This window comes from Exilibacterium tricleocarpae (genome assembly GCF_007004655.1).
In the GTDB taxonomy this organism is placed as follows: Bacteria; Pseudomonadota; Gammaproteobacteria; order Pseudomonadales; family Cellvibrionaceae; genus Exilibacterium; species Exilibacterium tricleocarpae.
In genome coordinates, this window is record NZ_ML660109.1 from 91,824 (window position 1) to 112,568 (window position 20,745).

The 20,745-nt window shown below is 55.5% G+C and carries 16 protein-coding genes and 2 tRNA genes; 12 read left to right on the forward strand and 6 right to left on the reverse strand.

What is annotated here, in order from left to right; genetic code table 11:
• Positions 1-261 precede the first annotated feature (261 nt).
• Positions 262-570 (reverse strand): hypothetical protein, encoded by a 309-nt coding sequence (locus tag FKG94_RS25030; protein WP_142929693.1) that lies wholly within the window; start codon positions 568-570, stop codon positions 262-264.
• A gap of 71 nt (positions 571-641) precedes the next feature.
• Positions 642-1,922, reverse strand: a complete 1,281-nt coding sequence (locus FKG94_RS25035) for a DsbA family protein (RefSeq protein WP_142929694.1) — start codon at positions 1,920-1,922, stop codon at positions 642-644.
• Between the two features lie 125 nt (positions 1,923-2,047).
• Here FKG94_RS25035 and FKG94_RS25040 point away from each other — a divergent pair, with 125 nt between their 5' ends.
• Together FKG94_RS25040 and FKG94_RS25045 are read left to right on the forward strand one after the other, a co-directional pair.
• Positions 2,048-3,097: an AraC family transcriptional regulator gene (locus tag FKG94_RS25040; protein WP_142929695.1), complete on the forward strand. Its 1,050-nt coding sequence runs from the start codon at positions 2,048-2,050 to the stop codon at positions 3,095-3,097.
• Positions 3,098-3,182: 85 nt separating this feature from the next.
• On the forward strand, positions 3,183-4,304 hold the full coding sequence (locus FKG94_RS25045) for a 4-phosphoerythronate dehydrogenase (RefSeq protein ID WP_142929696.1): 1,122 nt from the start codon (positions 3,183-3,185) through the stop codon (positions 4,302-4,304).
• Positions 4,305-4,588: 284 nt separating this feature from the next.
• On the opposite strand, the gene FKG94_RS25050 is transcribed toward FKG94_RS25045, so the two are convergent.
• Positions 4,589-4,783: a PA1571 family protein gene (locus tag FKG94_RS25050; protein WP_142929697.1), complete on the reverse strand. Its 195-nt coding sequence runs from the start codon at positions 4,781-4,783 to the stop codon at positions 4,589-4,591.
• Positions 4,784-4,958: 175 nt separating this feature from the next.
• Here FKG94_RS25050 and FKG94_RS25055 point away from each other — a divergent pair, with 175 nt between their 5' ends.
• Entirely contained in the window at positions 4,959-6,101 is a 1,143-nt protein-coding gene (locus FKG94_RS25055; RefSeq protein ID WP_142929698.1) for an ATP-NAD kinase family protein, read from the forward strand.
• Positions 6,067-7,035, forward strand: coding sequence for a class I SAM-dependent methyltransferase (locus FKG94_RS25060; RefSeq protein ID WP_246125391.1), 969 nt, complete (start codon positions 6,067-6,069; stop codon positions 7,033-7,035). Before FKG94_RS25055 ends, FKG94_RS25060 begins: the two co-directional genes overlap by 35 nt.
• A gap of 437 nt (positions 7,036-7,472) precedes the next feature.
• On the opposite strand, the gene FKG94_RS25065 is transcribed toward FKG94_RS25060, so the two are convergent.
• Both FKG94_RS25065 and FKG94_RS25070 read right to left on the reverse strand, forming a co-directional pair.
• On the reverse strand, positions 7,473-7,955 hold the full coding sequence (locus tag FKG94_RS25065) for a hypothetical protein (RefSeq protein WP_142929699.1): 483 nt from the start codon (positions 7,953-7,955) through the stop codon (positions 7,473-7,475).
• 66 nt (positions 7,956-8,021) lie between these two features.
• Positions 8,022-9,239, reverse strand: a complete 1,218-nt coding sequence (locus FKG94_RS25070; protein WP_142929700.1) for a pyridoxal phosphate-dependent aminotransferase — start codon at positions 9,237-9,239, stop codon at positions 8,022-8,024.
• A 170-nt stretch (positions 9,240-9,409) separates the two neighbouring features.
• Between FKG94_RS25070 and msrB the strand changes: the two genes are divergently transcribed.
• Positions 9,410-9,817, forward strand: a complete 408-nt coding sequence (msrB, locus tag FKG94_RS25075) for a peptide-methionine (R)-S-oxide reductase MsrB (RefSeq protein ID WP_142929701.1) — start codon at positions 9,410-9,412, stop codon at positions 9,815-9,817.
• The gene (locus tag FKG94_RS25080) at positions 9,804-10,550 is read left to right on the forward strand and encodes a DUF1499 domain-containing protein (RefSeq protein ID WP_179957812.1); all 747 of its coding nucleotides are present in this window, start codon (positions 9,804-9,806) and stop codon (positions 10,548-10,550) included. Before msrB ends, FKG94_RS25080 begins: the two co-directional genes overlap by 14 nt.
• A gap of 111 nt (positions 10,551-10,661) precedes the next feature.
• Here the strand turns inward: FKG94_RS25080 and FKG94_RS25085 are convergent, their stop codons facing one another.
• Positions 10,662-11,438: a hypothetical protein gene (locus FKG94_RS25085; RefSeq protein ID WP_142929703.1), complete on the reverse strand. Its 777-nt coding sequence runs from the start codon at positions 11,436-11,438 to the stop codon at positions 10,662-10,664.
• A 238-nt stretch (positions 11,439-11,676) separates the two neighbouring features.
• On the opposite strand from FKG94_RS25085, the gene FKG94_RS25090 reads away from it, so the two are divergent.
• From FKG94_RS25090 to FKG94_RS25115, 6 genes are all read left to right on the forward strand, one after another.
• Positions 11,677-11,752 (forward strand) — tRNA-Glu (locus FKG94_RS25090).
• 4 nt (positions 11,753-11,756) lie between these two features.
• Positions 11,757-11,832: transfer RNA gene (locus FKG94_RS25095), tRNA-Gly, on the forward strand.
• A 519-nt stretch (positions 11,833-12,351) separates the two neighbouring features.
• Positions 12,352-12,801 carry a hypothetical protein gene (locus FKG94_RS25100; RefSeq protein ID WP_142929704.1) on the forward strand — a complete coding sequence of 150 codons (450 nt, stop codon included), beginning with the start codon at positions 12,352-12,354 and terminating at the stop codon, positions 12,799-12,801.
• Between the two features lie 1,949 nt (positions 12,802-14,750).
• The gene (locus FKG94_RS25105; RefSeq protein ID WP_142929705.1) at positions 14,751-16,034 is read left to right on the forward strand and encodes a lactonase family protein; all 1,284 of its coding nucleotides are present in this window, start codon (positions 14,751-14,753) and stop codon (positions 16,032-16,034) included.
• A 75-nt stretch (positions 16,035-16,109) separates the two neighbouring features.
• The gene (locus FKG94_RS25110) at positions 16,110-16,868 is read left to right on the forward strand and encodes a thioesterase II family protein (protein WP_142929706.1); all 759 of its coding nucleotides are present in this window, start codon (positions 16,110-16,112) and stop codon (positions 16,866-16,868) included.
• An 81-nt stretch (positions 16,869-16,949) separates the two neighbouring features.
• The coding region (locus FKG94_RS25115) for a beta-ketoacyl synthase N-terminal-like domain-containing protein (protein ID WP_142929707.1) at positions 16,950-20,745 on the forward strand (3,796 nt) is incomplete at its 3' end.

Here is a 20,745-nt window from a genome sequence, read left to right on the forward strand (position 1 = left end):
CGCAGATTAGTACTGTGCCGCATCTAGATACATGCCGCTTGAGAGCTGTGGTCTCTTTGGTCAGTGTTCAGGGCCCCCGCACTGTGTCAATAGACTGGTTGACTTGTCTCTCATGGTTGAGGTGCTGGTTATCGGACCTTAAAACTACCGGGGCAGTATGCGAACTATTGATACTGATCTTTCAATGGTGCCCGGGCGGCTCTGCTCCGAAGCCATCATCATAATCAGGTGAATTATCCGGTAGGACTATACCGGAGGTCGCTACGAATCGTCTTTTTTCCTTGTTATTCTTTTCTCAATAGCCGCTTCGTGTTTCATGCGCGTGTTGTGAATTCGCAATGCCATAGTCACATAGAATCTGTCCTCTTCACTTGCATTGAAATTTTTAAACCAATCTACCCACTCTGTGATATTTTCTCCAAAATTCTTTTTTGTAATGTGATGTAGCTGGTTTATTAAATGGCTTTTATCCTCTTCCAGTTTCTTTTTTGATTCCCTCACATCTGCACATGCCATTATGAGGTCGACAATAAGTTGGGCTACCTGTTCTGATTCGAGGTTTAAGCTCATCAACGGCCGTCGTTATATCCACCGGCATATGGCGGACTTTTTGGCCACCGCAACGAGAACAAGGCTATTCGTTAATCAGACCGGCCCCGGACCACGGCCCTCTCAATCACATCCAGGCGATCCTGCCCCCAGGCCACTGTGGCACCAAATTTAAAGCAGGGCACACCCCACTGTCCGAGGGTAAACAGTTCCGCCAGGTTGGCATCCGCCCAACTGCGCCACTCGTCGCGGTGCAGCAGCGGCTTGGCTTTATCCCAGTCGAGGCCGGTGCGGGCCAAAATGGTTTTCAGGCCGGCATCGGTCTCTGAGCGGATACCGTCGCGGTTGACCGCGCGGGCGTAGTTCAGCAGATAGGGCACCGCTTTACCCGCCGACCTGGCGTACTCAAACAGCGCGTAGCAGCGCTCGGTGCCGGCTCCCAACGGATCGGCGACAAAGCCGTAGTCGATACCGAACTTGCGCGCCTCGCGTTTGGTGTCGAGAAAGATATACCACTTTTTTGCCGGCGGCACCGCCATGCCCCGCATCAACATCGGCAGTACCGGTTTGATTTCCAGTGTGAGCCGGTAATGTGCCGCCAGGGCGACCGCCCGCTCCAGACCCAGATAGGAGTAGGGGCTGCGAATGGAGAAGTAAACCAGCAGCGGCGGTTGCTGTGCGGCGCCCGGTTGCCCGTGGCGACAGAAGTCCCGGTAGGTGCGATCGAAGTCGACCCGCGCGCGTCCGTCCGCCGCCAGCCCCAGGGCGTTGAGGCGCCGCTCCAGATGATCGAGGCGGTCGAGACCCCAGTACCATTCGCCACCGTAATACAACATGGCGCTCATATAGTGGCCGAGTGTCCGGCGTCGTCGTTCGTTGGCACGCAGGCGCTGCGCCAGGACAGCGCTCAACTGACCTGCCGGCACCGCGCCGGACCAGAACGCATGATAGATATTCAGGGCGCGCCCGATAAAGTCCGGTTCCGTCTCCGCCGCGGCCAGCTGCGCCGTGGCAGCGGTTATTGCGGCGGGTGTAAAAGCGGGAGGCCTGGCGGGAAAGGCAAGACCGTATAAGCCCGCCAGGTAAACGCCGTCACGGCAGGCGTTTTGTTCCCATTTTCGGTAGTCGGGAAACATCTCCTGCGCCAGCTCCAGCGTGGTGCAACAGCGCAGCCGGCAGGTGAAGCGCTGTTGCAATTGCGGCAGCACCTGCAACAACAGGTAGCTGTAGGGATCGTCGATACGCAGGAACACCTCCACGCAGTGGGGCTGCCGCCGCAGTCGACGGCGAATTTCATACCCGTATCGCCGGGCCCGCAGTCGCGTGTCACTGCATAAAAAACGTGCTACATATGGGAATAGTTGTTTGCGCATTCAGTCTTCCTGCTTATAAGGGCTACGCATCTAGTGACACCGGTCACAGATACCCACTTCGGTTGCTCAGTTTACTTGCCGGGGGTAAAGGGATAAGTGTAATCTAGGTCAACCGCTGGTCATATATGGCCATTACATCGATAGGCGAGGCACTGATTATTATGCGGGCTTCCTTTGGCACTAGTGACGCGGTGCTGCCGACGTTTTATACGGCGACCCTGGTGCGCTGGCTGATCGACGAGGGCCACACCGAGGCGGCACTGCTCGAGAACACCGGGCTGACTCTGGCATTGCTGGAAAACCCCGACGACTATATTAATTTCCGCCAACACCGGCAGTTGCTGCTCAACGCCCTGCGTTTGAGCGGCGACCGGCATCTCGGGTTGCAGTTTGGCAGGCGTTTGAATCTCACCTCGATGGGTATGATCGGTTATGCCGCCATGAGCCGAGACAGTTTCGTCGAAGCCATAGATACGATTATCACTTACTTCCGTATTCAGGCGCCGCTGGTGGAGATGACGTTTCGCCGCACCGAGCAGGGCGCCTGCATCGTGATGGATGAGACGCTGGACTACGGCGAGATTCGCGAATTTATGTTCGAGAGTTTTCTGGGCGCAGCCGATACGGTATTTGCCTTCCTGTTGAACGATCGGCAGCCGGTGATCCGCGCGCAGGGTTGTCTGCCCCGGGCGGCCGATTGGGACCGGCACGCGCATCTGTTGCGCTTCCCGGTCAGTTTCGACCAGCCGCGCAACGCTCTCGAACTGGATGTGCGCTGCCTCGACCTGCCGCTGCCCACCGCCAACCCCATGGCCGCCAAATCGGCGCAAAAAATCTGTGATGAGCTCCTGGCGCAGGCCGCCGGTCAGAGCGATCTGGCCGGCAAGGTAAGACAGTTGTTACTCGCCCATGTGGGGCGGTTTCCCAACCTGGAGCAGGCGGCGGCACAACTGTTCATTTCACCGCGCACCCTGCGGCGCAAGCTGCAGCAACTGGACACCACCTATCAGACGGTGTTGGACGATACCCGCGAGGGATTGGCGGTGCGCTACCTAACCCAAACCAGAATGTCGGTGCAGCAAATCGCCAGTATGCTCGGCTACACGGATCCCTCAAATTTTGGCCGCGCGTTTCGCAAGTGGACGGGCAAATCGCCGTCTCAGTATCGCGGCTGACGGCGGTATCGCGGTTAACTCAAATATTGACGCTAACTTCGGTATCGGGGTTGACTTTGTCCTTTCCGGTGCGTAAACCGGGCTCATGAAAATCGTAGCCGACGAGAATATTCCACGGGTACAGGCATTTTTTTCCGGTCTGGGCGAGGTGACGACCCGGCCCGGTCGGGCGCTGTGTCAGGCCGACGTCCTCGATGCCGATATATTACTGGTGCGCTCGGTGACCCGGGTGGATCGGGCGCTGCTCGAGGGCAGCCGCGTGGGCTTCGTCGGCAGTTGCACCATCGGTGTCGACCACCTGGACCTCGAGTATCTGCGGGCCGCCGGTATCACTTACGCCAATGCTCCGGGTTGCAATGCCAATGCCGTGGTGGAGTATGTGTTCAGCGCCCTGTCGGCGCTGGGTGTCGACTGGGGTAAAAAGACAGTAGGCATTATTGGGTGCGGTGCGGTCGGTGGGGGACTTTATCGGCGCCTGACTGCACTGGGCGTGGCGTGTCGCTGCTATGACCCGCTGTTACCGGCGACCACGAATCCGGCGCTGACCGACCTCGACACAGTCCTGCAGGCCGATATCATCAGTATGCACACCCCTTTGACCCGCAGCGGACCTTACCCCAGTTATCACCTGTTGGGCGCGCGGGAACTGGCCCGACTCAAACCCGGCACCCTGCTGATCAACGCCGGTCGCGGGGCTGCCCTGGATAATCGGGCACTGCTCGAACGCTTGGTTGCGGGGGCGGAGTTGCAGGTGGTGCTGGATGTCTGGGAGCCCGAGCCGGCGCTGGAGCCGGCTCTCCTGGACCGCATCGCACTGGGAACGCCCCATATCGCCGGTTACAGTATGGACGGCAAGGTACGGGGCACTGAGATGGTGTTCGAAGCGCTGTGCCGGTACCTGGGTACCGTCCCGCCGGTTCCCGTAGCGGCGTCTGATGGTGTCGACCGCCGCCTGCTGATCGATACCGCCGCACCGGCGTTATGGCAGATAGGCGCGGCCGTGCTCCAGGCCTATGATATACGCGAAGACGACCGGCGTTTGCGGCAGGTAGCGGCCCAGCCTGCAACGCTCGGCCAGGGCTTTGATGCGCTGCGCAGGGACTATCCGGTGCGGCGCGAATTCAAGCATTTTTCCGTGTCTGGCGCCGGTTTGCAGGCGCCGGTACGCGAGACACTCACAGCGTTGGGATTCGCAGTGATCGGGTAGCGAACAACCGGGATCATTGCCGGCCTGTGTGTTCGACGGCTGCGCTGTAAATGACCCTGCTCGACAGAACCCTACTCGGCGGGACCGCCTCACCGGGCACGGTCCTGCCGAGTAGGTTTCTGTCCGGAACTGCACGTTGCGGGATTGCATCTTGCGCAACAGCAATTCTTGACGGAATTGTATTTGACGGAACCTATGCCCCACCGACAAAAGAAGAAGTCGCCTGGCATCTAGCCGGCGACTTTGGGCACTACCCCAATGTTAGTGGGAGGGAGAAAGCGGGCTTATCGGTGGCTGTTGCCTAAGCCCTGATTGTTATAGTCAAGTTCTTGTAACGCCTGTTCGACCATGGCGTCGGTGATAGGTACTTCGCGGCCGTTGCTATCGATAACGGCACCGCCGCGGTAATCGGTGCGATCGCCGCCGTCCGGTGCTGTCGCGCGCGGCCGGGTACCTGCATCCCGGTTTGCGTCGGTCATTGCGGTTTACCTCCTGGCGCTTGGCAATAGTAAACCCCGCCAGATGACAGGCCGGTTAAAGCCACCGGGTGAAGCTGTTGGGCCGGTGCGAGCGGGCTCCTTTTTGTCAGAGTGTCTATTCAGTATAGGCGCTATTTCGGTTTACACTGGCGCCTTTTTGCCGGCGCCATTAATTATGTGCGAACGTCTTTTCCGTTTGGGTCTTATTGTCAATCCCCTTGCCGGGGTCGGGGGACCGGCCGGCCTCAAGGGTAGCGACGGTGCCGCCACCGTAGCGGCGGCGCTGCAGGCGGGTGCCAAGCCGCGCGCCGGCGCCCGCGCTGCCCGCGCCCTGGTCGCCATAAAAGACTACCGTGCTCGCATAGCGTTGTTTACCGGCCCCGGCCCGATGGGGGCGGAAGCGGCCATAGCTGCCGGATTTACGCCCCAGGTGGTGGGCAGTGTGCCGCAGGAGGACCGAACCTGCGCCGAGGATACCCGCCGTATAGCGCGCGCGCTGCTCGGGCAAGGTGTCGATTTACTGGTTTTTGTGGGTGGCGACGGTACGGCGCGGGATATCTACAGCGCCATCGGCTGCGGCCCGCCGGCGCTGGGCGTGCCGGCGGGGGTGAAAATGCATTCCGGCGTCTACGCGGTCTCACCCGAGGCGGCGGGCGAGTTGATCAGGCTGATGCTCGAGGCGGACCTGGTGGCCCTGGTGGAGCAGGAGGTGCGCGATATCGATGAGGAGGCTTTTCGCGCCGGGGTCGTCAAGGCCTGCTACTACGGTGAGCTGGCGGTACCCGAAGCCGGCGGCTTCCTGCAACAAGTCAAGCAGGGCGGCCGCGAGGTGGAGGAACTGGTGCTGGCCGATATCGCCGCGGAGATTATCGAGCAGATGCAGGCCGGCACCCTCTACATTATGGGGCCGGGTTCCACCACCCGTGCTGTTATGGAGGAACTCGGCCTGGACAATACCCTGCTCGGCGTCGATGTGGTGCAGGACGGCCGCCTGCTGGCGGCCGATGTCAACGGCCCGCAACTGGAGCAGATATTGGCCGGCCATGACGGCGAGGTAAAGGCGGTGATTACCGCCATCGGCGGACAGGGGCATATTATCGGCCGCGGCAATCAGCAGCTTACCCCGGCAGTGTTGCGCCGGGTCGGCAAGGCCAACCTGGTTGTTATCGCCACCAAGGCCAAGATCAGGGCGCTGCAGGGGCGGCCGCTGCTGGTGGACAGCCACGATCCGCAGTTCGATCGCGAGATGGACGGCTATATCCGGGTGGTGACCGGCTATCGCGATGCCATTCTCTACCCCGTCGGCCATGCCGGCTGAATCCGCCGTGCCCTGGCACCTGCTGGAGGCGGCACTGGCGCCCCTGGCAGAGGATGCCCCGGCGCCGGGTGCCGACAGTCGCCGGCTGCTCCACGGTCGCGGCGGCAAGGTGCCGGGTTGGGAATTTTTATCGCTCGATTACTTTGCGCCGGTGCTGCTGGCGACGCTCTATCAACAGCCCGCCGGAGACCTTGAAGCAGACCTGTGCCGGCGCCTGGCGGAGCTGGCGCCGCTGCGGTCACTACAGGCGGTCGTCATACAGCGACGCTACCGGCCGGGCGCGCCCGCCGATATCGTCTACGGCCGGTTGCCGGAAACCTTGCTGGCGCGCCGCGGCGCCCTGCGGTTTTCCATTCGCCTGGCCGAGCGGCAGAATATCGGTTTCTTTCTGGATATGGAGCCCGGACGGCGGTGGCTGGAGCAGCGGGTGGCGGGCAAACGCCTGCTCAATCTGTTTGCCTACACCTGTGCTTTCTCGGTAGTGGCGCAGGCTGCCGGGGCGGCGGCGGTGGTAAACGTCGATATGAGCCGAACCGCGCTGACCCGCGGCCGCGATAACCACCGTTTGAATGGACTGTCGCTGGCGGGGGTTGGCTTTATGGCGGCCAACATCATGAAATCCTGGGGGCGTATCCACCGCCGCGGCCCCTTCGATATCGCCGTGATTGATCCGCCTTCCTACCAGCCCGGCAGTTTTGTGGCGGCGAAAGATTATCCGCGGGTTATCCGCCGCGTGCCGCAGTGGCTGCGACCGGGTGGGGAGCTGCTGCTGTGTTTGAACGCACCGGAGATCAGCAGTGCTTGTCTGCGCGACCTCGTGGCTGAGGCATGCCCCGCCTGTCGCTTCGCCGGTCGCCTGCCCGCTCACCCCGACTTCCCGGATCGCGACCCCGAGCGCCAGCTCAAGCTGTTGCACTATCGGTATGAGCCGTGAGGAAATACCGGGACAGACCGGAATGGCACTTAGTTAAGCAGACACGTGCTAATTTACCGGTCTGCCTCTGGAGAGGGCTTTCAGAAACACGGACTAGGCGTCCCCTCGATGAACCCGTCCCTGGGGACTTCCCGACAGCATCCCTGCTGTCGAGAGTTTCTGAAAGCCCTCTCCAGAGGCAGACCTACCCGCAGTATTCTTAAGCAAGTCCAATACGACTGGGACAGATGTCGATAAATTGGTGCAAGTTCTCTTAACTAAGTGCCATTCGGAACAGACCCTAATGGCACTTCCTCAAGCGTATTTACTTAAAGACTAGGGACAGCCCCTACCTCTGCTAGTGTTAATCCAGATCGGTATGGAAAGGGGGGGCTGCAGTGATACGGACGTGGATAATGATAGATAGAAGCTGCATCGGGGGGCGGCGTTAGTTCGCCTCAGCGGTGGTGGCGGGACTCCAGCAACAACTGGTGCACCGTCTGGCGGATCAGCGACGAAGAGCGGCTTTTCAGTGCCTGGCGCAACTGGTTGATATTGTAAGTGATCCCTCGGCCCGGCTCGGCGGCGAGGGCGGCCCGAGTCTCACCCGCATGTTCTCCCGCGCTTTGATCAATACTGCCGTCGGCGACAAAAGTCGCCCGCGTGGATAGCAGGGTGAAGCCCTTGTGGGTGAGGCAGGCCTGGTCCAGCGCCTCCTGGCGGATGGTTTCGCCGTACTGGAGATAGCCGGACTCGGCCAGCCACACCATGGTGCCGAAACAGGCCTGGTGGCGCTCGCTGTGCAGACCGAATTCATCCGGCGCGTCGGGGCCGGCGATATCCTCGACATAGAGAATGCTTTTGCGGGGAAAACAACCGTAGAGCTGCGCCAGTATCTTCGCCACATCTTTGTAAAAGTCTTCAATGTGAATATCGCTCACGGCGGTCTGATCCTGTCGCTGTCAAGCCTGCGGCCCGTCGTTGTTAATTTGTTGTCAATCTTGTTGTCAATCCTGCGAATAGGTGTCGAGGAACTGCGCAAAACGCTCCACAGCGGCGTCCAGTTCGTCGATGCGGGGCAGGAATACCACCCGGAAGTGGTCCGGCTCCGGCCAGTTGAAGGCCGTGCCCTGCACCAGCAGAATTTTTTCCTGTACCAGAAAATCCAACACCAGTTGTTCGTCATTGCGAATCTTGTGGATGTCCAAATCCAGTTTCGGGAACAGATAGATGGCGCCCTTGGGTTTCACACAGGAAACCCCCGGAATGTCGTTGATCTTGTTCCAGGCCAGGTCGCGCTGTTCGCGCAGCCGGCCGCCGGGCAGGATCAGCTCATTGATGCTCTGGTAACCGCCGAGGGCGGTCTGCACCGCGTACATGGCCGGCACATTGGCGCACAGGCGCATGGAGGCCAGCATTTCCACGCCGGACATATAGCCCACGGCGCGCTGCTTGGCGCCGCTGATCACCATCCAACCGGAGCGGAAACCCGCCAGCCGGTAGCTCTTCGACAGGCCGTTGAAGCTGATACAGACCAGGTCCTGGGCGATCCTGGCCATGGGTACGAACTCGGCGTCGTCGTAGAGGATTTTACTGTAGATTTCATCGGCGAAGACGATCAGGTTGGCGCCTCTGGCCAACTCGGCAATCTGTTCCAGCAGCGCCTGGCTGTAGACCGCGCCGGTGGGGTTGTTGGGGTTGATCACCACAATGCCGCGGGTTCTGTCGCTGATTTTACCGGCGATATCCTCGAGATCGGGAAACCAGTCCGCCTGTTCGTCGCAGTGGTAGTGCACCGGCGTGCCGCCGGCGAGCTTGACCGCCGCCGTCCACAGCGGATAGTCGGGGGCCGGGATCAGCACTTCATCGCCGTTGTTGAGCAGCGCCTGCATCGCCATCACGATCAGTTCACTGACGCCGTTGCCGAGAAAGATATCGTCGATCTCCACCTGGGGAATCTGCAACCGCTGGCACTCCTGCATCACCGCTTTGCGGGCGGCGAACAGACCGTGGGACTCGGTATAGCCCTGGGCGTGGCGCAGATTGTAAATGACGTCGAGGATGATTTCGTCGGGCGCCTCAAAGCCGAACGGCGCCGGATTGCCGATATTGAGCTTGAGGATGCGGTGGCCTTCCTCCTCCAGTCGGTGGGCGTGCTCCAGTACCGGGCCGCGGATATCGTAGCAGACGCCGTGTAGCTTATCTGATTTATCAATAGCACTCATTTGCAGTAGTATGCCCCTAGCTGGTACCCGGGACGGCGGGCGCCGAGACCCGGTCGACTGTCGCGGTTCAAGTCGCGGTTCAAGTCGCGGTTCAAAATGGTCGCGGGTTTGAACGTTGCGGGCTTAATCATAGTCGCAGGTAAATTGTCGCGGGTAAAAAGGGTGGAATTATGGCAGATCAACCGTTAAAAGACGACGCCTATTGGCGCGCACGCCTGACCCCGGAGGAGTTTCATATCTGCCGGGAGAAAGGCACCGAGCGGGCGTTTACCGGGGCTTATTGGGACACCAAGACGGCGGGTACCTACCAGTGTCGCTGCTGCGGTGGAGCGCTGTTCTCTTCCGAGACCAAATACGATTCCGGTTCCGGCTGGCCGAGCTTTTACCGCCCGCTTGATCCGGGCAGTATCGAGGAGCACAGCGACTTGAGCCTGGGGATGCAGCGCACCGAGGTGACCTGCCGTCACTGCGGTTGCCACCTCGGCCATGTCTTTGCCGACGGTCCCGCACCCACCGGGCTGCGCTACTGCATCAATTCCGCCTCCCTGCAATTGCGCGAGGCCGATGATGAGCACTGACAACAAGTCCTGGGCCCGCCGGCTGCTGGTGCTGCAGGTTTTTTTACTGGCGGTGCTGGTCATCGCACCGCTCGGCCACAAAGCTGAGTTACTGCCTTTTGCGGCAGCGTTTCTGGGGGCGCTGCTGGCCATGGCACTGGTGTTGATAACCGGGGTGCTGGGGTTCGCCATGTGGCTCTGGGCCTGGGCGAAAAAAGCACCGCAGTTGCGCTTGCAAGCCGGTTGTGCGGCGGTCATCGGGGTGGCGCCGGTGCTGGTCGCCGTGGTGGTGGTGGGCCCGGCGAACTTTGCGGTACCGCCGATTCACGATATTTCCACGGATACGGAAAATCCGCCGCAATACGTCGCGGCCAAACGCGAGCGCTCGCCGGCGGAAAACACGCTGGAGTATCCGGGCGCCGAGGTGGCCAGGCTCCAGCGCCAGGCCTATCCCGAAGTCGGGCCGCTGCTGTCGGAGCTGCCGGTGGAAGCGGCCTTCGAACGCAGCCTTGCGGTGGTGGAGGCGCTCGGTTGGCGGTTGCTCGAGCAGGAACCCGGCAGCGGGCGCATCGAGGCGGTGGAGGAGACGGCATGGTTCGGGTTCAAGGACGATATCATTATCAGGATCAGCGCCGCCGGCACGGGCAGTCGGGTGGATAGCCGATCCGTGTCCCGGGTGGGGAAGAGCGACCTGGGGGCCAATGCGGCGCGGATACTGCGCTTTCAGCGGGCATTTGAGGCGGGGGTTGAGTGAGTGAGGGCGCCTGTTGCCGTATAGCACCCGTCAGCTTGTGGTGCAGGAGGCAATTCCGGCGGTGCTGATTGATGGTGGCCGCCGGCTGCTCGCGCGGAGGTCAATGGTGGGTTAGTCGTAAAGTTTTTTCTTTTTCCAGCTCTCATCCTCGCCGAAATTGTCCCAGGCCTCTGCGGTGGCGCTTTGTTCCTCTTGATGTGTCGATTGCGGTGTTTCCTTGGCCGCCTTGGCTTCCAGTTGTTTGATTACCTGGGCCAGCTTGTCGAGTTTTTGTTGGTGGATGCCGCGGTCGTTGGCGCCCGCCAGCAGCTTGTGGGCCAGGGTATAGTGATGAATCGCCAGCCGGGCCTTGCCGCTTTGCTGGGCCTGTTTGGCGTTGCGGGTGTGGGCATCGACAGAGAGCTGCAGCGTCAGTTGTTTTATCTGGTGGCGATAGAGTTTGGCCTGCTCGGCGCTGATACTGCGGCGAGCTGTGAGCTGGGCGATGAATTTGTCCAGTTCCTGCAGGTAGTGGCGCACCTCTTTTGCCTGTTGTGGGTTTTCCAGGCCCTTCGAGCGGTTCGCTTTGGCGGTGGCCTGAAGCGCCTGCAACTGACTGGCATAGTGCTGCGACTCCTTCAGGAAGGCCGGGGTATCGGGTTCCAGCTTCGACAGCTGTTCGCAGACATCGATCAGGCACTTGTGCAACAGCACTGTCAGTTCCCTGGTCAGGAAGTCCGCCGGGAAGGCGTCGAGCATATGCTTGAAATTGCGCAAACGCACCTTTAACGCGGTCACCAGACGCTGTTTGCTTTTGCGCCGGTGGTTCACAGTCTGGGACATCACGGCATAGCCGACCAGGGCGGCGGCTAAGACGGCGATGGCGGTGGTTATATAGACGACTGACATGCCTTAATGCTAGTGACAAGGTCCAATTCTTGCAAACCGGGTTTGCAACAGGTCGGGGTGCCCGGTCCGGTGAGGTTGTTGTCGGAGGGGGGCTTCAGGCCACAAAATGTCGCTAAGTCATTGTTTCCCAAAAAATTAGAATAAGGGGGGAAAGGTGTTGACAGGGGCCGGTCTGCTCCTTAGAATGCGCCCCACTTCCGGTATTGAGGCTGTTCTGGGTCGATATCGAAAGCTCTGGGTCCCCTTCGTCTAGAGGCCTAGGACACCGCCCTTTCACGGCGGTAACAGGGGTTCGACTCCCCTAGGGGACGCCATTCAGCGGGAATAGCTCAGTTGGTAGAGCACAACCTTGCCAAGGTTGGGGTCGCGAGTTCGAGTCTCGTTTCCCGCTCCAAATATCTTCTTTTAAATCAATCAGTTGTGTTTTCAGGGTAGTCAATTGCCCCACTTTTGCCCCACTTTCATTATCGATGTCCTTTATGGCTTGTGACATAAGGCTTCGCTGAGTGGCATTTTCTCGCTGACGAATCCATTTCGCGTAGGTTTCAAAAAACTCTTGTGAGCTATGGCCGAGTTGTTCAGGCATAGAGGCGGGGACTTGCTGATAGATCTGGCGTAGCAGCAACTACTATCCAAAAGTTAGAAAAAGACTAATCAAGTCGCCGGTGTTAGGCCATCGTTGAATGAGGCCGTTCGGGAGGCGCTTTTAGCGACAGGCCAGCTTCGCTTTGAGGGTGACTGCGTTTGTGCGATAGACCGCGACTGGTTAAGCTGCTGATTTAAGTTCGTTCTCCTCATTACGCAGGCTCGCTTCTCAAGGGACTTTGCCGAAATACAGCTTCCAATTTTTCTACGGCCTACATTGTTATTTCGCTCTTAATGTAAATGCACTCAGTCAAAGGAAGGAATTACTATGAGCGCACCCTGTCAAGATAAATGTGTCGGTCAAGTGATTGGCGCGTCCCTTTCAATTAATGGTATGCCTTGCTTTATGCATCGGGATAAGAATGACGCAAACACCACCGAGCCTTCCCGTTTTCCGATGGGGCGCGTTAAAAAAGAAGTGGAGGGGTTTACACCAGGGTTAGGTTATTTACGTCGCACAGATGTGATTATGGTTTCAGATTCAGACGAACCACCGGGAGAAGGGAATATTGATAAGGTGATTGAGATGAAGTTTGGGAGTGATCAACGAGATGAGAAACAAGACAAAGCATATACTGACGTTGCCGGAGGCATTAAAACAGCGGCCGGGCCAGTTATGGTTACATTATGTTTGATAGCCGCTTTGCGGCCCCGGTGTTCATCAATAAGCGCGACAGCATCTAATTCCTTTGCAAGCGCTAAGGCTCACCTTGGTTGAGAAGTTCGAGTCCTGCTTCAAATTTAATATTAAGTCAATGGGGTGGGGCTTTTGTAGCCAAGGCTGATATCTACCTTGTTGATTCGAGTCCCTGTTAAGTCCAGTCCGATCAAAAGTTTTAATCCTCAACACCCTGCCTGCTGACTAAATTTCTCACTGTCCGTTCATCTCAAAGCCAGCGAAAAAGTTAAACGCAACCCGGGAAACTGCGAGAGTTTTAAAGAGCTCTTATAAGTAGAGAAGTTAATAAATACGCGTATTTCTATCTGCCAATTTGTAGGCAATCAATGAACCGCATTTTAAAGACATTGTTGAAAAATTTAAGTTATTTAAAGAAACAAGGTCACCTGCCTAGCGTTTGGCAGAGATGCTGAAAGGTTGAAGCCCTGAACTGTTGTATTTGCCGAGCCGAGCCGAGTCGCGTGCACGTGCTAGACGGTACTCCCAGCTATCTGAGTAGTAGCCCACGCCAAAATAGAAAACATGTATCTTATAGAAGAATCCGTTCAGGTTGCTGAACAGTTGAAAAAGAGGTTTTGGCTATGTTCAAGTGGCAAAGCGGAACACCTGACAAATCGGGCGCTTACCTTCGATTCAGTCTGATTACTCTGTTCAAAAGTAGGGCCTTTGCCGCCTTTTTATTGTGCAGAATTGCGACTGTTACGCGACTGCCTCTTTGACAGTTCGTCGCTTTAAACGACTTGCATGCGCTAAGTCGGCGCATTGGGAAAATAGGAGATCGACAGTGTGTTTAAAGCTATCACTGTCGGATTAGCGCAATACATTACAGTCGGAAATCGCTCGATCTCGATTTGATTCGGCAAAGAGTAAGTTTGTTCAATAATACAAACTGGCCCAGGTTGTTTTTGGATGAGCGAGTTAAAGCGCTATTTCCATTTAACGTTGAAAGTATAAAAGCCGATAAATTTATCCGGTGTTCATCTTGGTCAAAGTGCTGCCACGATTTCGGTGACAAAAAGTTGTAATAGTAAAAAGTTTCTCGTGCCAATAGAGTGAAAATATACTCGTTTGGTAAAATTTGTTACATGTTTTGTTTTGATGGCGCGTGTTTGCCTTGACGCTATACGTCGTTTAAGTGAATATTGCGAGCAATGCAGAACATGCAGTCACACGGCTTATATCTTCAATCCCGCCAAAAACCAAGGACGCCTGAGACAAATGATCGAAAGGGTTGCAAAAGTGGGAAGGAGGCAAAGGAAATAAAGGACAAAGAGGATAAAGGAAATGGAATAAAAAGCTGTTTTTGAAATAAGAAAACAAAGTAAAGCATTGGCAGCGATCAGAAGTTTTGTAGTTATAATTGTATGCTGTATTTGCAGTGAAAAATATAGTTTCCGCTGTAAGCACAGTTGTAAAAACACGCGTCAAGCTCAAAAAATATCCACAAAAACAGTGGATAATTCTTAGTAAAAAATCTTAGTGTTTAACAGGGCATCTCCACTTTTAAGAGTGATTTTTTAATAAAAAATCCATGTGGTTCGGTTTTTTTATTAAAAAACCTCGTAAAAAAGTTGAGAGTTGTGAAATGCTTTTGAATACAATTCCGCTGTCCTTGAGCTGCGAATTTTTTTAACTGAAAAAGTCGCAGAGTTATATAGCGGTAAATTTTTATGTCGATAGTTCTTCACTATTGAGATTTGTTGATTTTCTTGGATTTTTGTTTGGGGCTTCCTGCCTTTTTTCATCTTGGATTTTTAGTCAAAGGAGTGTTCTTCATGTCACCAGTAGATTGATTTACTTCTAGCTTCAAGCTGCCCGGTAAATAGATAAAGCCCTGTTTTCGGTGGATTTTTCCGCTGCCGGTTATCTGTTGCCGCATGTTTGGTTTGATTGCGGTTTCATTGTGCTGTGCTTATTTTAGAACAACAGGTGCACAATAAATTTCATATGTAGGAAAGATTAACTGCCAAAAATTTACGGAGTGAAATATGATTACAAAAGCCATTCTCGCCATTGCTATTCTAAAAAATGTCGTTCTACAAAGAGCTGCACCGAAAAAAATCGCTGTTGGTGTAATTGCCTTTTTTGTTTCAATTTTCTCGTATGCTGACCAGGGGGTTCAGGAAAGTGAAGCGACGGCGGTAGTCAGAAACTACTTGTATACCGTGTCCAATGTCGCTGGCGATAATTCAATAATCGGCTACCGGGTCAGGGCAAACGGCTCTTTGCGGGAGCTTGCCGGTTCTCCGTTTCCAACAGGTGGTTCCGGAGCCGGAGCGGTTATATTTAATCAAGCGGGGCTGGTAGCCAGTGAGGATGAAAGGTTCCTGTTTGCCGTCAACCCTGGCAGCAACAGTATTTCGGTGATGGAAGTCAGGGGTAATGGGAGCCTGCGACCCTTGATAGGCAGCCCTTTTTCCTCCGGCGGTGTGTTCCCGGTAAGTATAGCTTTGAGAGGTGATCTGCTCTATGTCTCTCACTTGGGGACTGACTTCTCCACCTGTGAGTTTTGTGACATCCGGGGCTTTCGCGTTAATATCAACGGCAGAGCCGTGACGGCCTCACCTTTGCCCGAGGCTACTGTATCTTTCGACGTCAATCCCCCTCGAGTGCCGTTTGCCATCGGTTTCAATCCCGCTGGGGATGTATTGGTTGCAGCGCGTTTTCCATTTTCGCCACAGCCGCCTGAAACCAGCAATATAGATACGTTCCAGGTGGACTCTGTAACCGGACGGTTAACACCTGCCCCGGGTTCGCCCTCTGTCAGCCAGGACCCGCAACCCATTGGTTTTGGCTTTCGACCCACCAACCCAACACAGTTACTGATTTCCAATGTCGTGGCGATCAATGAGCAGCCCGGTTCGATGTCGTCATACCTTATGGCGGAGACAGGTCAAATTGCCCCTATTGTTGATGAATCCTTTCCAAGTGGCGGACAGGAAGCTACTTGTTGGGTGGAGTTTACTTCCAACGGCCGATATGTTTTCGCCACCAATACGTTTAGTGACAGTATAACCACCTACGAAATGGACGAGGCCGGTTTGCTCAGGATAATTGAGGTTGAACCTGTTCCCAACGAAGCGAGCGTCGAAGCCTGGCCGCTTGAGATAGTTATCTCCAATGACGATAGCTATATCTATACGGTCCATGGCCAGGGTGGCTATGTCTCCAGCTACGAGACGACAGACGGCAGGATCGAAGCGCTGCGCAGTCAACCAGGGCCTCTGCCCCCCGGATCGCAGCCATTCGGGCTTGTGTACATGAGCAAATAGTGTAGCGCGCCCGCACTGCGATTTGTGCGGGCTCCTGATATCACCACACGCTTGTGACTTTTCTGGGGTGAGAAAATGTGGGATTTTGTTGGCAATAAAGTAAACGCCGGGTTACCCAACCTTTTATGCTTTCCATTTGCCGGAGGCAGTCCTCTCACGTTCAGACTTTGGCCACCGGCACTGGAGATGAATATTTTCGTCGCCAATCGCCCCGAATCAGAGACTTCGAACTGCACGCTCACAGATATAGCCGCCAGCCAGTTGAATAGCTTGCAGGCCGCTAATTTCAGTTTCGAAAATCAGTACTTTACTTTCGGTCATAGCCTGGGCGCGCTGAACAGCTATGAATTTGCGGTTGAAATACAGCGACGCGGGTTGCCGCCGCCGGCCTGTTCGTTTTTTTCGGGAATGAGTGCGCCACACGTGGCGGATGGAGAAATATTCACCCCGCCGGAGGAAGACAGCGACGAGGGGTTTTTGAGCCTGTTGAAAAAATTCAGGGGAACGCCTGAAAGTGTATTGAATGATCCGGACATGATGAGCTATTTGCTGCCGGGTATAAAGAGCGACTTTAAGCTGCTGTGGGGCTATAAGTTGAGGCACCGAATCCGGTTGCAAAACCCAATTTGTGTCTATTTTTCCGAAAGCGATTCATTGATACCTTGCGATAGCATGGGAGAGTGGGAATTTTACAGTGATGATTGTGCGTTTAGGAAATTTTTTGGGGACCACTTCTATCTACAGTCAAACGCGGCAGACTTTCTCATCGATTTGAGGCATCAGATTACCTCAGGGATCGCCAATGCCCAAGGAGAGGCGCTGCCTGAAAATTAAGCGGTGTATTGAGCGTCTGCCCGCGCGCACAAAAGCTATTTACGAGTCGCCGTATACCGCCTGCAAATGGGACTGTGATTTATGAGTAAGTACATAAAATATAGAAGCTTTAATGACGCCGTTTTGAAGGCGGCCAGCTCCGCGGCGGCCACCGGTAAGGGCGTTGTATTCAGAACATTTGCAGATGAAAAACGATTTGATGACTTTCTCTCTTATCGTGACTTGATAAGCAAAGCTGCCTCGCTTGCCAGCTTAATTAGTCAAGAGCACCGGGCGGGCGAGCGGGCACTGTTGATGTGTCCTACCGGAATAGACTATGTCATTGGTTTCATGGCCAGTCTGTTTTCGGGTATTGTTGTAATACCGGTATATCCGCCCAAAAAATACAGAAATAATTGGGAGAGGCTGAATTCAATCGTTGAAGATGCCGAGCCGAGTCTGCTGTTTACCGTTGGCGGCGATCGCGATTTATATATCGAACACTTTGACCGTTTGGAAAAGCAGGGTATAAAAGTCCTGTTGCTCGATAAGCTCGAGACGAAGCCATTGAATGGCTATGATAGGTTCATCGGCGGCTTGGATGACCTGGCCTACTTGCAGTATACGTCGGGATCAACCAATGCCCCAAAGGGCCTGCGTGTTACCCACCGCAATATACTGCACAATATGGAGGCAACCAGAGAAAGCTTACGATTGCCGAAAGAAAAGATATTCGTTTCCTGGCTCCCTTTCTATCACGATATGGGACTGGTTGGCACCTTGCTGCAGGCGCTCTACTTCTCTGCCGATTATATCTTTATGTCGCCATTTGACTTTGTGAAAAATCCGTTCGAATGGCTCAGGGCAATTTCCGACTATAAGGCAACGATAAGTTGGGCCCCAAATTTTGCCTATGACTTGTGTGTGGATAAAGTTAGCGAAGATCAGGCCGGAAGTCTTGATTTAAGCGCCTGGCGTGTTGCCGCCAATATGGCGGAACCCGTGCGCGGTGATACCTTAAAGCGATTTTCGAATAAATTTTCCGTTTCGGGCTTTTCTCCCGAGAACCTATGCCCGGCTTACGGCATGGCTGAAACCACGCTGACCATCACCGCCTCGCCTGCAAATGACAAGCCAGTGTTTATCGACGTCTCAGCCGAGTCTTTTACACAGGGTAAAGTGGTTTTATATGAAGAAGCATTGCACGGGGGTAAAAAGATCACTTTAGCGGGTTCAGGCAAGGTAGCCGCTGATCAGCGGGTCATTGTCGTGAATCCGGACTCGGGGGAGTTGCTAACCGATAAGCAGGTCGGCGAGATATGGGTATCTGGAGAAAGTGTCACTGACGGATACTACAACAGGGGTAGTTTTGATGCGGGCGCTTTTAATGGTAGCTGTAAGCAATATGACGGCCAAGTATTTCTAAAAACCGGTGATCTTGGTTTTTTTGACAGCGGCGAGTTGTTTGTTACCGGGCGAAAAAAGGATTTGATTATCATCCGTGGCGAAAACCACTACCCGCAGGATGTGGAGTTGACAGTGCAGAAATGCCACTCCTTATTTCGAAAAGGCTGTATCGCGGCGTTTAGGATAGAGGAAAACCAGATTGACAAACTCGTCGTTGTGGCGGAGGTCAGAAAAGCCACTATATCAATGCGCGAGAAAAATTCGTTGATTAGTGCGGCGAAGAGTGCGGTCTTGAAAGAGTACGGCATCAGCTTACACCACCTGGTGTTGCTGCCACCGGGCAGCTATTTGCGAACATCCAGCGGCAAGGTGCAGCGGTCGTTAAGCCATAAAAAATACCTCAATGGCGAACTGACAACAGTCGACGTTGCCGTTGGTAGTAGAGAAACCCTTGTAAACGGGGAGAAGGCAGCCAGTGCCGTTGCTACCGTTGATTGGTTGAAGGCCATGTTGGCGGGGCTTTTGAATATTCCTGTCAATACGTTGAATAGTGATGCCCCCATGGCTGATTTCGGGTTGGATTCGCTGACTGCCACCCAGTTTTCTGAGTTGATCAGTAGACGCCTCGGCAGAACAGTGCCGTTGGAAGTGGCTTACGATTATCCGACGTTGTCCCTTTTAGCTGATTATTTGGCGGAAATCGATACGCCCCGTGGGGATTGCCCGCCTTCTCAATCGGTTGTTGACCTGAACGAAGATACGGCAATTATTGGTATGGCCTGCAGGTTTCCCCGGGCCGAGAGTATAGATCAATTTTGGAAACTGATCCTTGCGGGAGGCGATGGGATTTCCGATATTGGCAAAAGCCGCTGGGCGTTAAATGCCCATGAGTTACAGGGCGAATTTTCTGCTTTGACAAAAGGTGGCTTCCTGAAAGATATTGCCCGGTTTGACTGCGGTTTCTTTTCGATTACGCCCCGTGAAGCTGAGTGTATGGACCCCCAGCAGCGGCTGTTATTGGAACTTTGCCATCAAGCCCTTGAGGATGCAGGGCTCTCGCAAGAGATGGTAAACGGTACCCGGGCCGGGGTCTATATCGGTATCAGCGATGCGGACTACGCCCGCCAACAACTTAAATTGGGTGTCGATAAAGCAAGTTATGCCGGAACCGGCAGCGCCCTCAGTATTGCCGCAAATCGTATTTCTTACTATTGGAACTTGAAAGGGCCCAGTGTTGCGATTGACACGGCATGTTCTTCCTCGCTTGCCGCTTTACACAATGCCTGTAAAGACCTGAGCCTCGGCGAAGTCGATATGGCGATAGTCGGTGCCGTCAATCTACTGGTCAGCCCGGATATATCCACAGTCTATAAAAAAGCGAATATGCTCTCGCCCGACTCGCTGTGTAAAGTTTTCGACGATAACGCCAACGGCTATGTGCGTGGCGAAGGCTGTGGTGTGGTGATATTGAAGCGCAAAAAAGCAGCCGCAAGTGCGGGCGATCCCGTTTATGCACTGATCAAAGGGTCTGCGGTCATGCAGGATGGTAAGAGTAACGGTCTTACTGCGCCGGTTGGTCCCGCGCAAGAGGCGACAATAAGGAGAGCGCTTGCCAAGGCGAAGCTCGCACCTGCCGACTTAACTTACGTTGAGGCCCATGGCACCGGCACGGCACTGGGAGACCCGATTGAAGTCTCGGCACTATCCAGTGTCTTTTGCGCCGATAAAACGCGGAGCACCCCGCTATTGGTCGGTTCAGTTAAAGCGAATATCGGGCACCTGGAAAGTGCGGCCGGCATGGCCGGCCTTATAAAAGTGGCGCTAAGTCTTAAGCATCAACTATTGCCGCCGCAAATTCATCTGCGCAAGCCCAGTACCAAGATTCCCTGGAATCAAAACGGTATCACAGTCGTGCCGACAGAGCCGTTAACCTGGCCTGTTGCGCAGGCGCCCCGGCGAGCCGGAGTCAGTTCGTTTGGCTTTGGCGGCACGCTGGCCCATGCGATCCTGGAACAGGCGCCGCCGCACGAGCGGCCGGCGGCGCAATATCCGCCCCGCGAACCGGCCGTGTTGTGTATCTCCGCAAAAAGTCCCGCCGCCCTGGCGGCGTTGCGCGAGCGCTATCTGACTTTCCTGCAGGAGACACCGGAGCCGGCGATCGGCGATCTCTGCTACACCGCCGCGGTGGGCCGTAGCCATTTTCCCTACCGGCTCGCGGTGACCGGCACGACCGCAGTGCAATTGCATGATGCGTTATCGCAGGCCGAGTTACCGACTGCGCCGGCTTCGTCGCCGAAGGTGGCCTGGCTGTGCAGCGGCCAGGGTTCCCAGTACGCGGGTATGGGCCACCAACTCTATCAACAAGAACCGGTGTTTCGCGCCGAGATCGATCGCTGCGCCGACCTCTTGGCCGATGAACTGGACCTGCCGCTGACCACCCTGCTGTGGGGCGAGGCCGGCGATCGCCTGGACGAGACCTGCTACACCCAAC

Coding starts and splice junctions, on each gene's coding strand:
- FKG94_RS25030 (WP_142929693.1), bottom strand. CDS start 570: ATGAGCTTAAACCTCGAATCAGAACAGGTAGCCCAACTTATTGTCGAC.
- FKG94_RS25070 (WP_142929700.1), bottom strand. CDS start 9,239: ATGAGTGCTATTGATAAATCAGATAAGCTACACGGCGTCTGCTACGAT.
- FKG94_RS25105 (WP_142929705.1), top strand. CDS start 14,751: ATGATTACAAAAGCCATTCTCGCCATTGCTATTCTAAAAAATGTCGTT.
- FKG94_RS25035 (WP_142929694.1), bottom strand. CDS start 1,922: ATGCGCAAACAACTATTCCCATATGTAGCACGTTTTTTATGCAGTGAC.
- FKG94_RS25110 (WP_142929706.1), top strand. CDS start 16,110: ATGTGGGATTTTGTTGGCAATAAAGTAAACGCCGGGTTACCCAACCTT.
- FKG94_RS25080 (WP_179957812.1), top strand. CDS start 9,804: ATGATGAGCACTGACAACAAGTCCTGGGCCCGCCGGCTGCTGGTGCTG.
- FKG94_RS25050 (WP_142929697.1), bottom strand. CDS start 4,783: ATGACCGACGCAAACCGGGATGCAGGTACCCGGCCGCGCGCGACAGCA.
- msrB (WP_142929701.1), top strand. CDS start 9,410: ATGGCAGATCAACCGTTAAAAGACGACGCCTATTGGCGCGCACGCCTG.
- FKG94_RS25045 (WP_142929696.1), top strand. CDS start 3,183: ATGAAAATCGTAGCCGACGAGAATATTCCACGGGTACAGGCATTTTTT.
- FKG94_RS25085 (WP_142929703.1), bottom strand. CDS start 11,438: ATGTCAGTCGTCTATATAACCACCGCCATCGCCGTCTTAGCCGCCGCC.
- FKG94_RS25060 (WP_246125391.1), top strand. CDS start 6,067: ATGCCATTCTCTACCCCGTCGGCCATGCCGGCTGAATCCGCCGTGCCC.
- FKG94_RS25100 (WP_142929704.1), top strand. CDS start 12,352: ATGAGCGCACCCTGTCAAGATAAATGTGTCGGTCAAGTGATTGGCGCG.
- FKG94_RS25055 (WP_142929698.1), top strand. CDS start 4,959: ATGTGCGAACGTCTTTTCCGTTTGGGTCTTATTGTCAATCCCCTTGCC.
- FKG94_RS25040 (WP_142929695.1), top strand. CDS start 2,048: ATGGCCATTACATCGATAGGCGAGGCACTGATTATTATGCGGGCTTCC.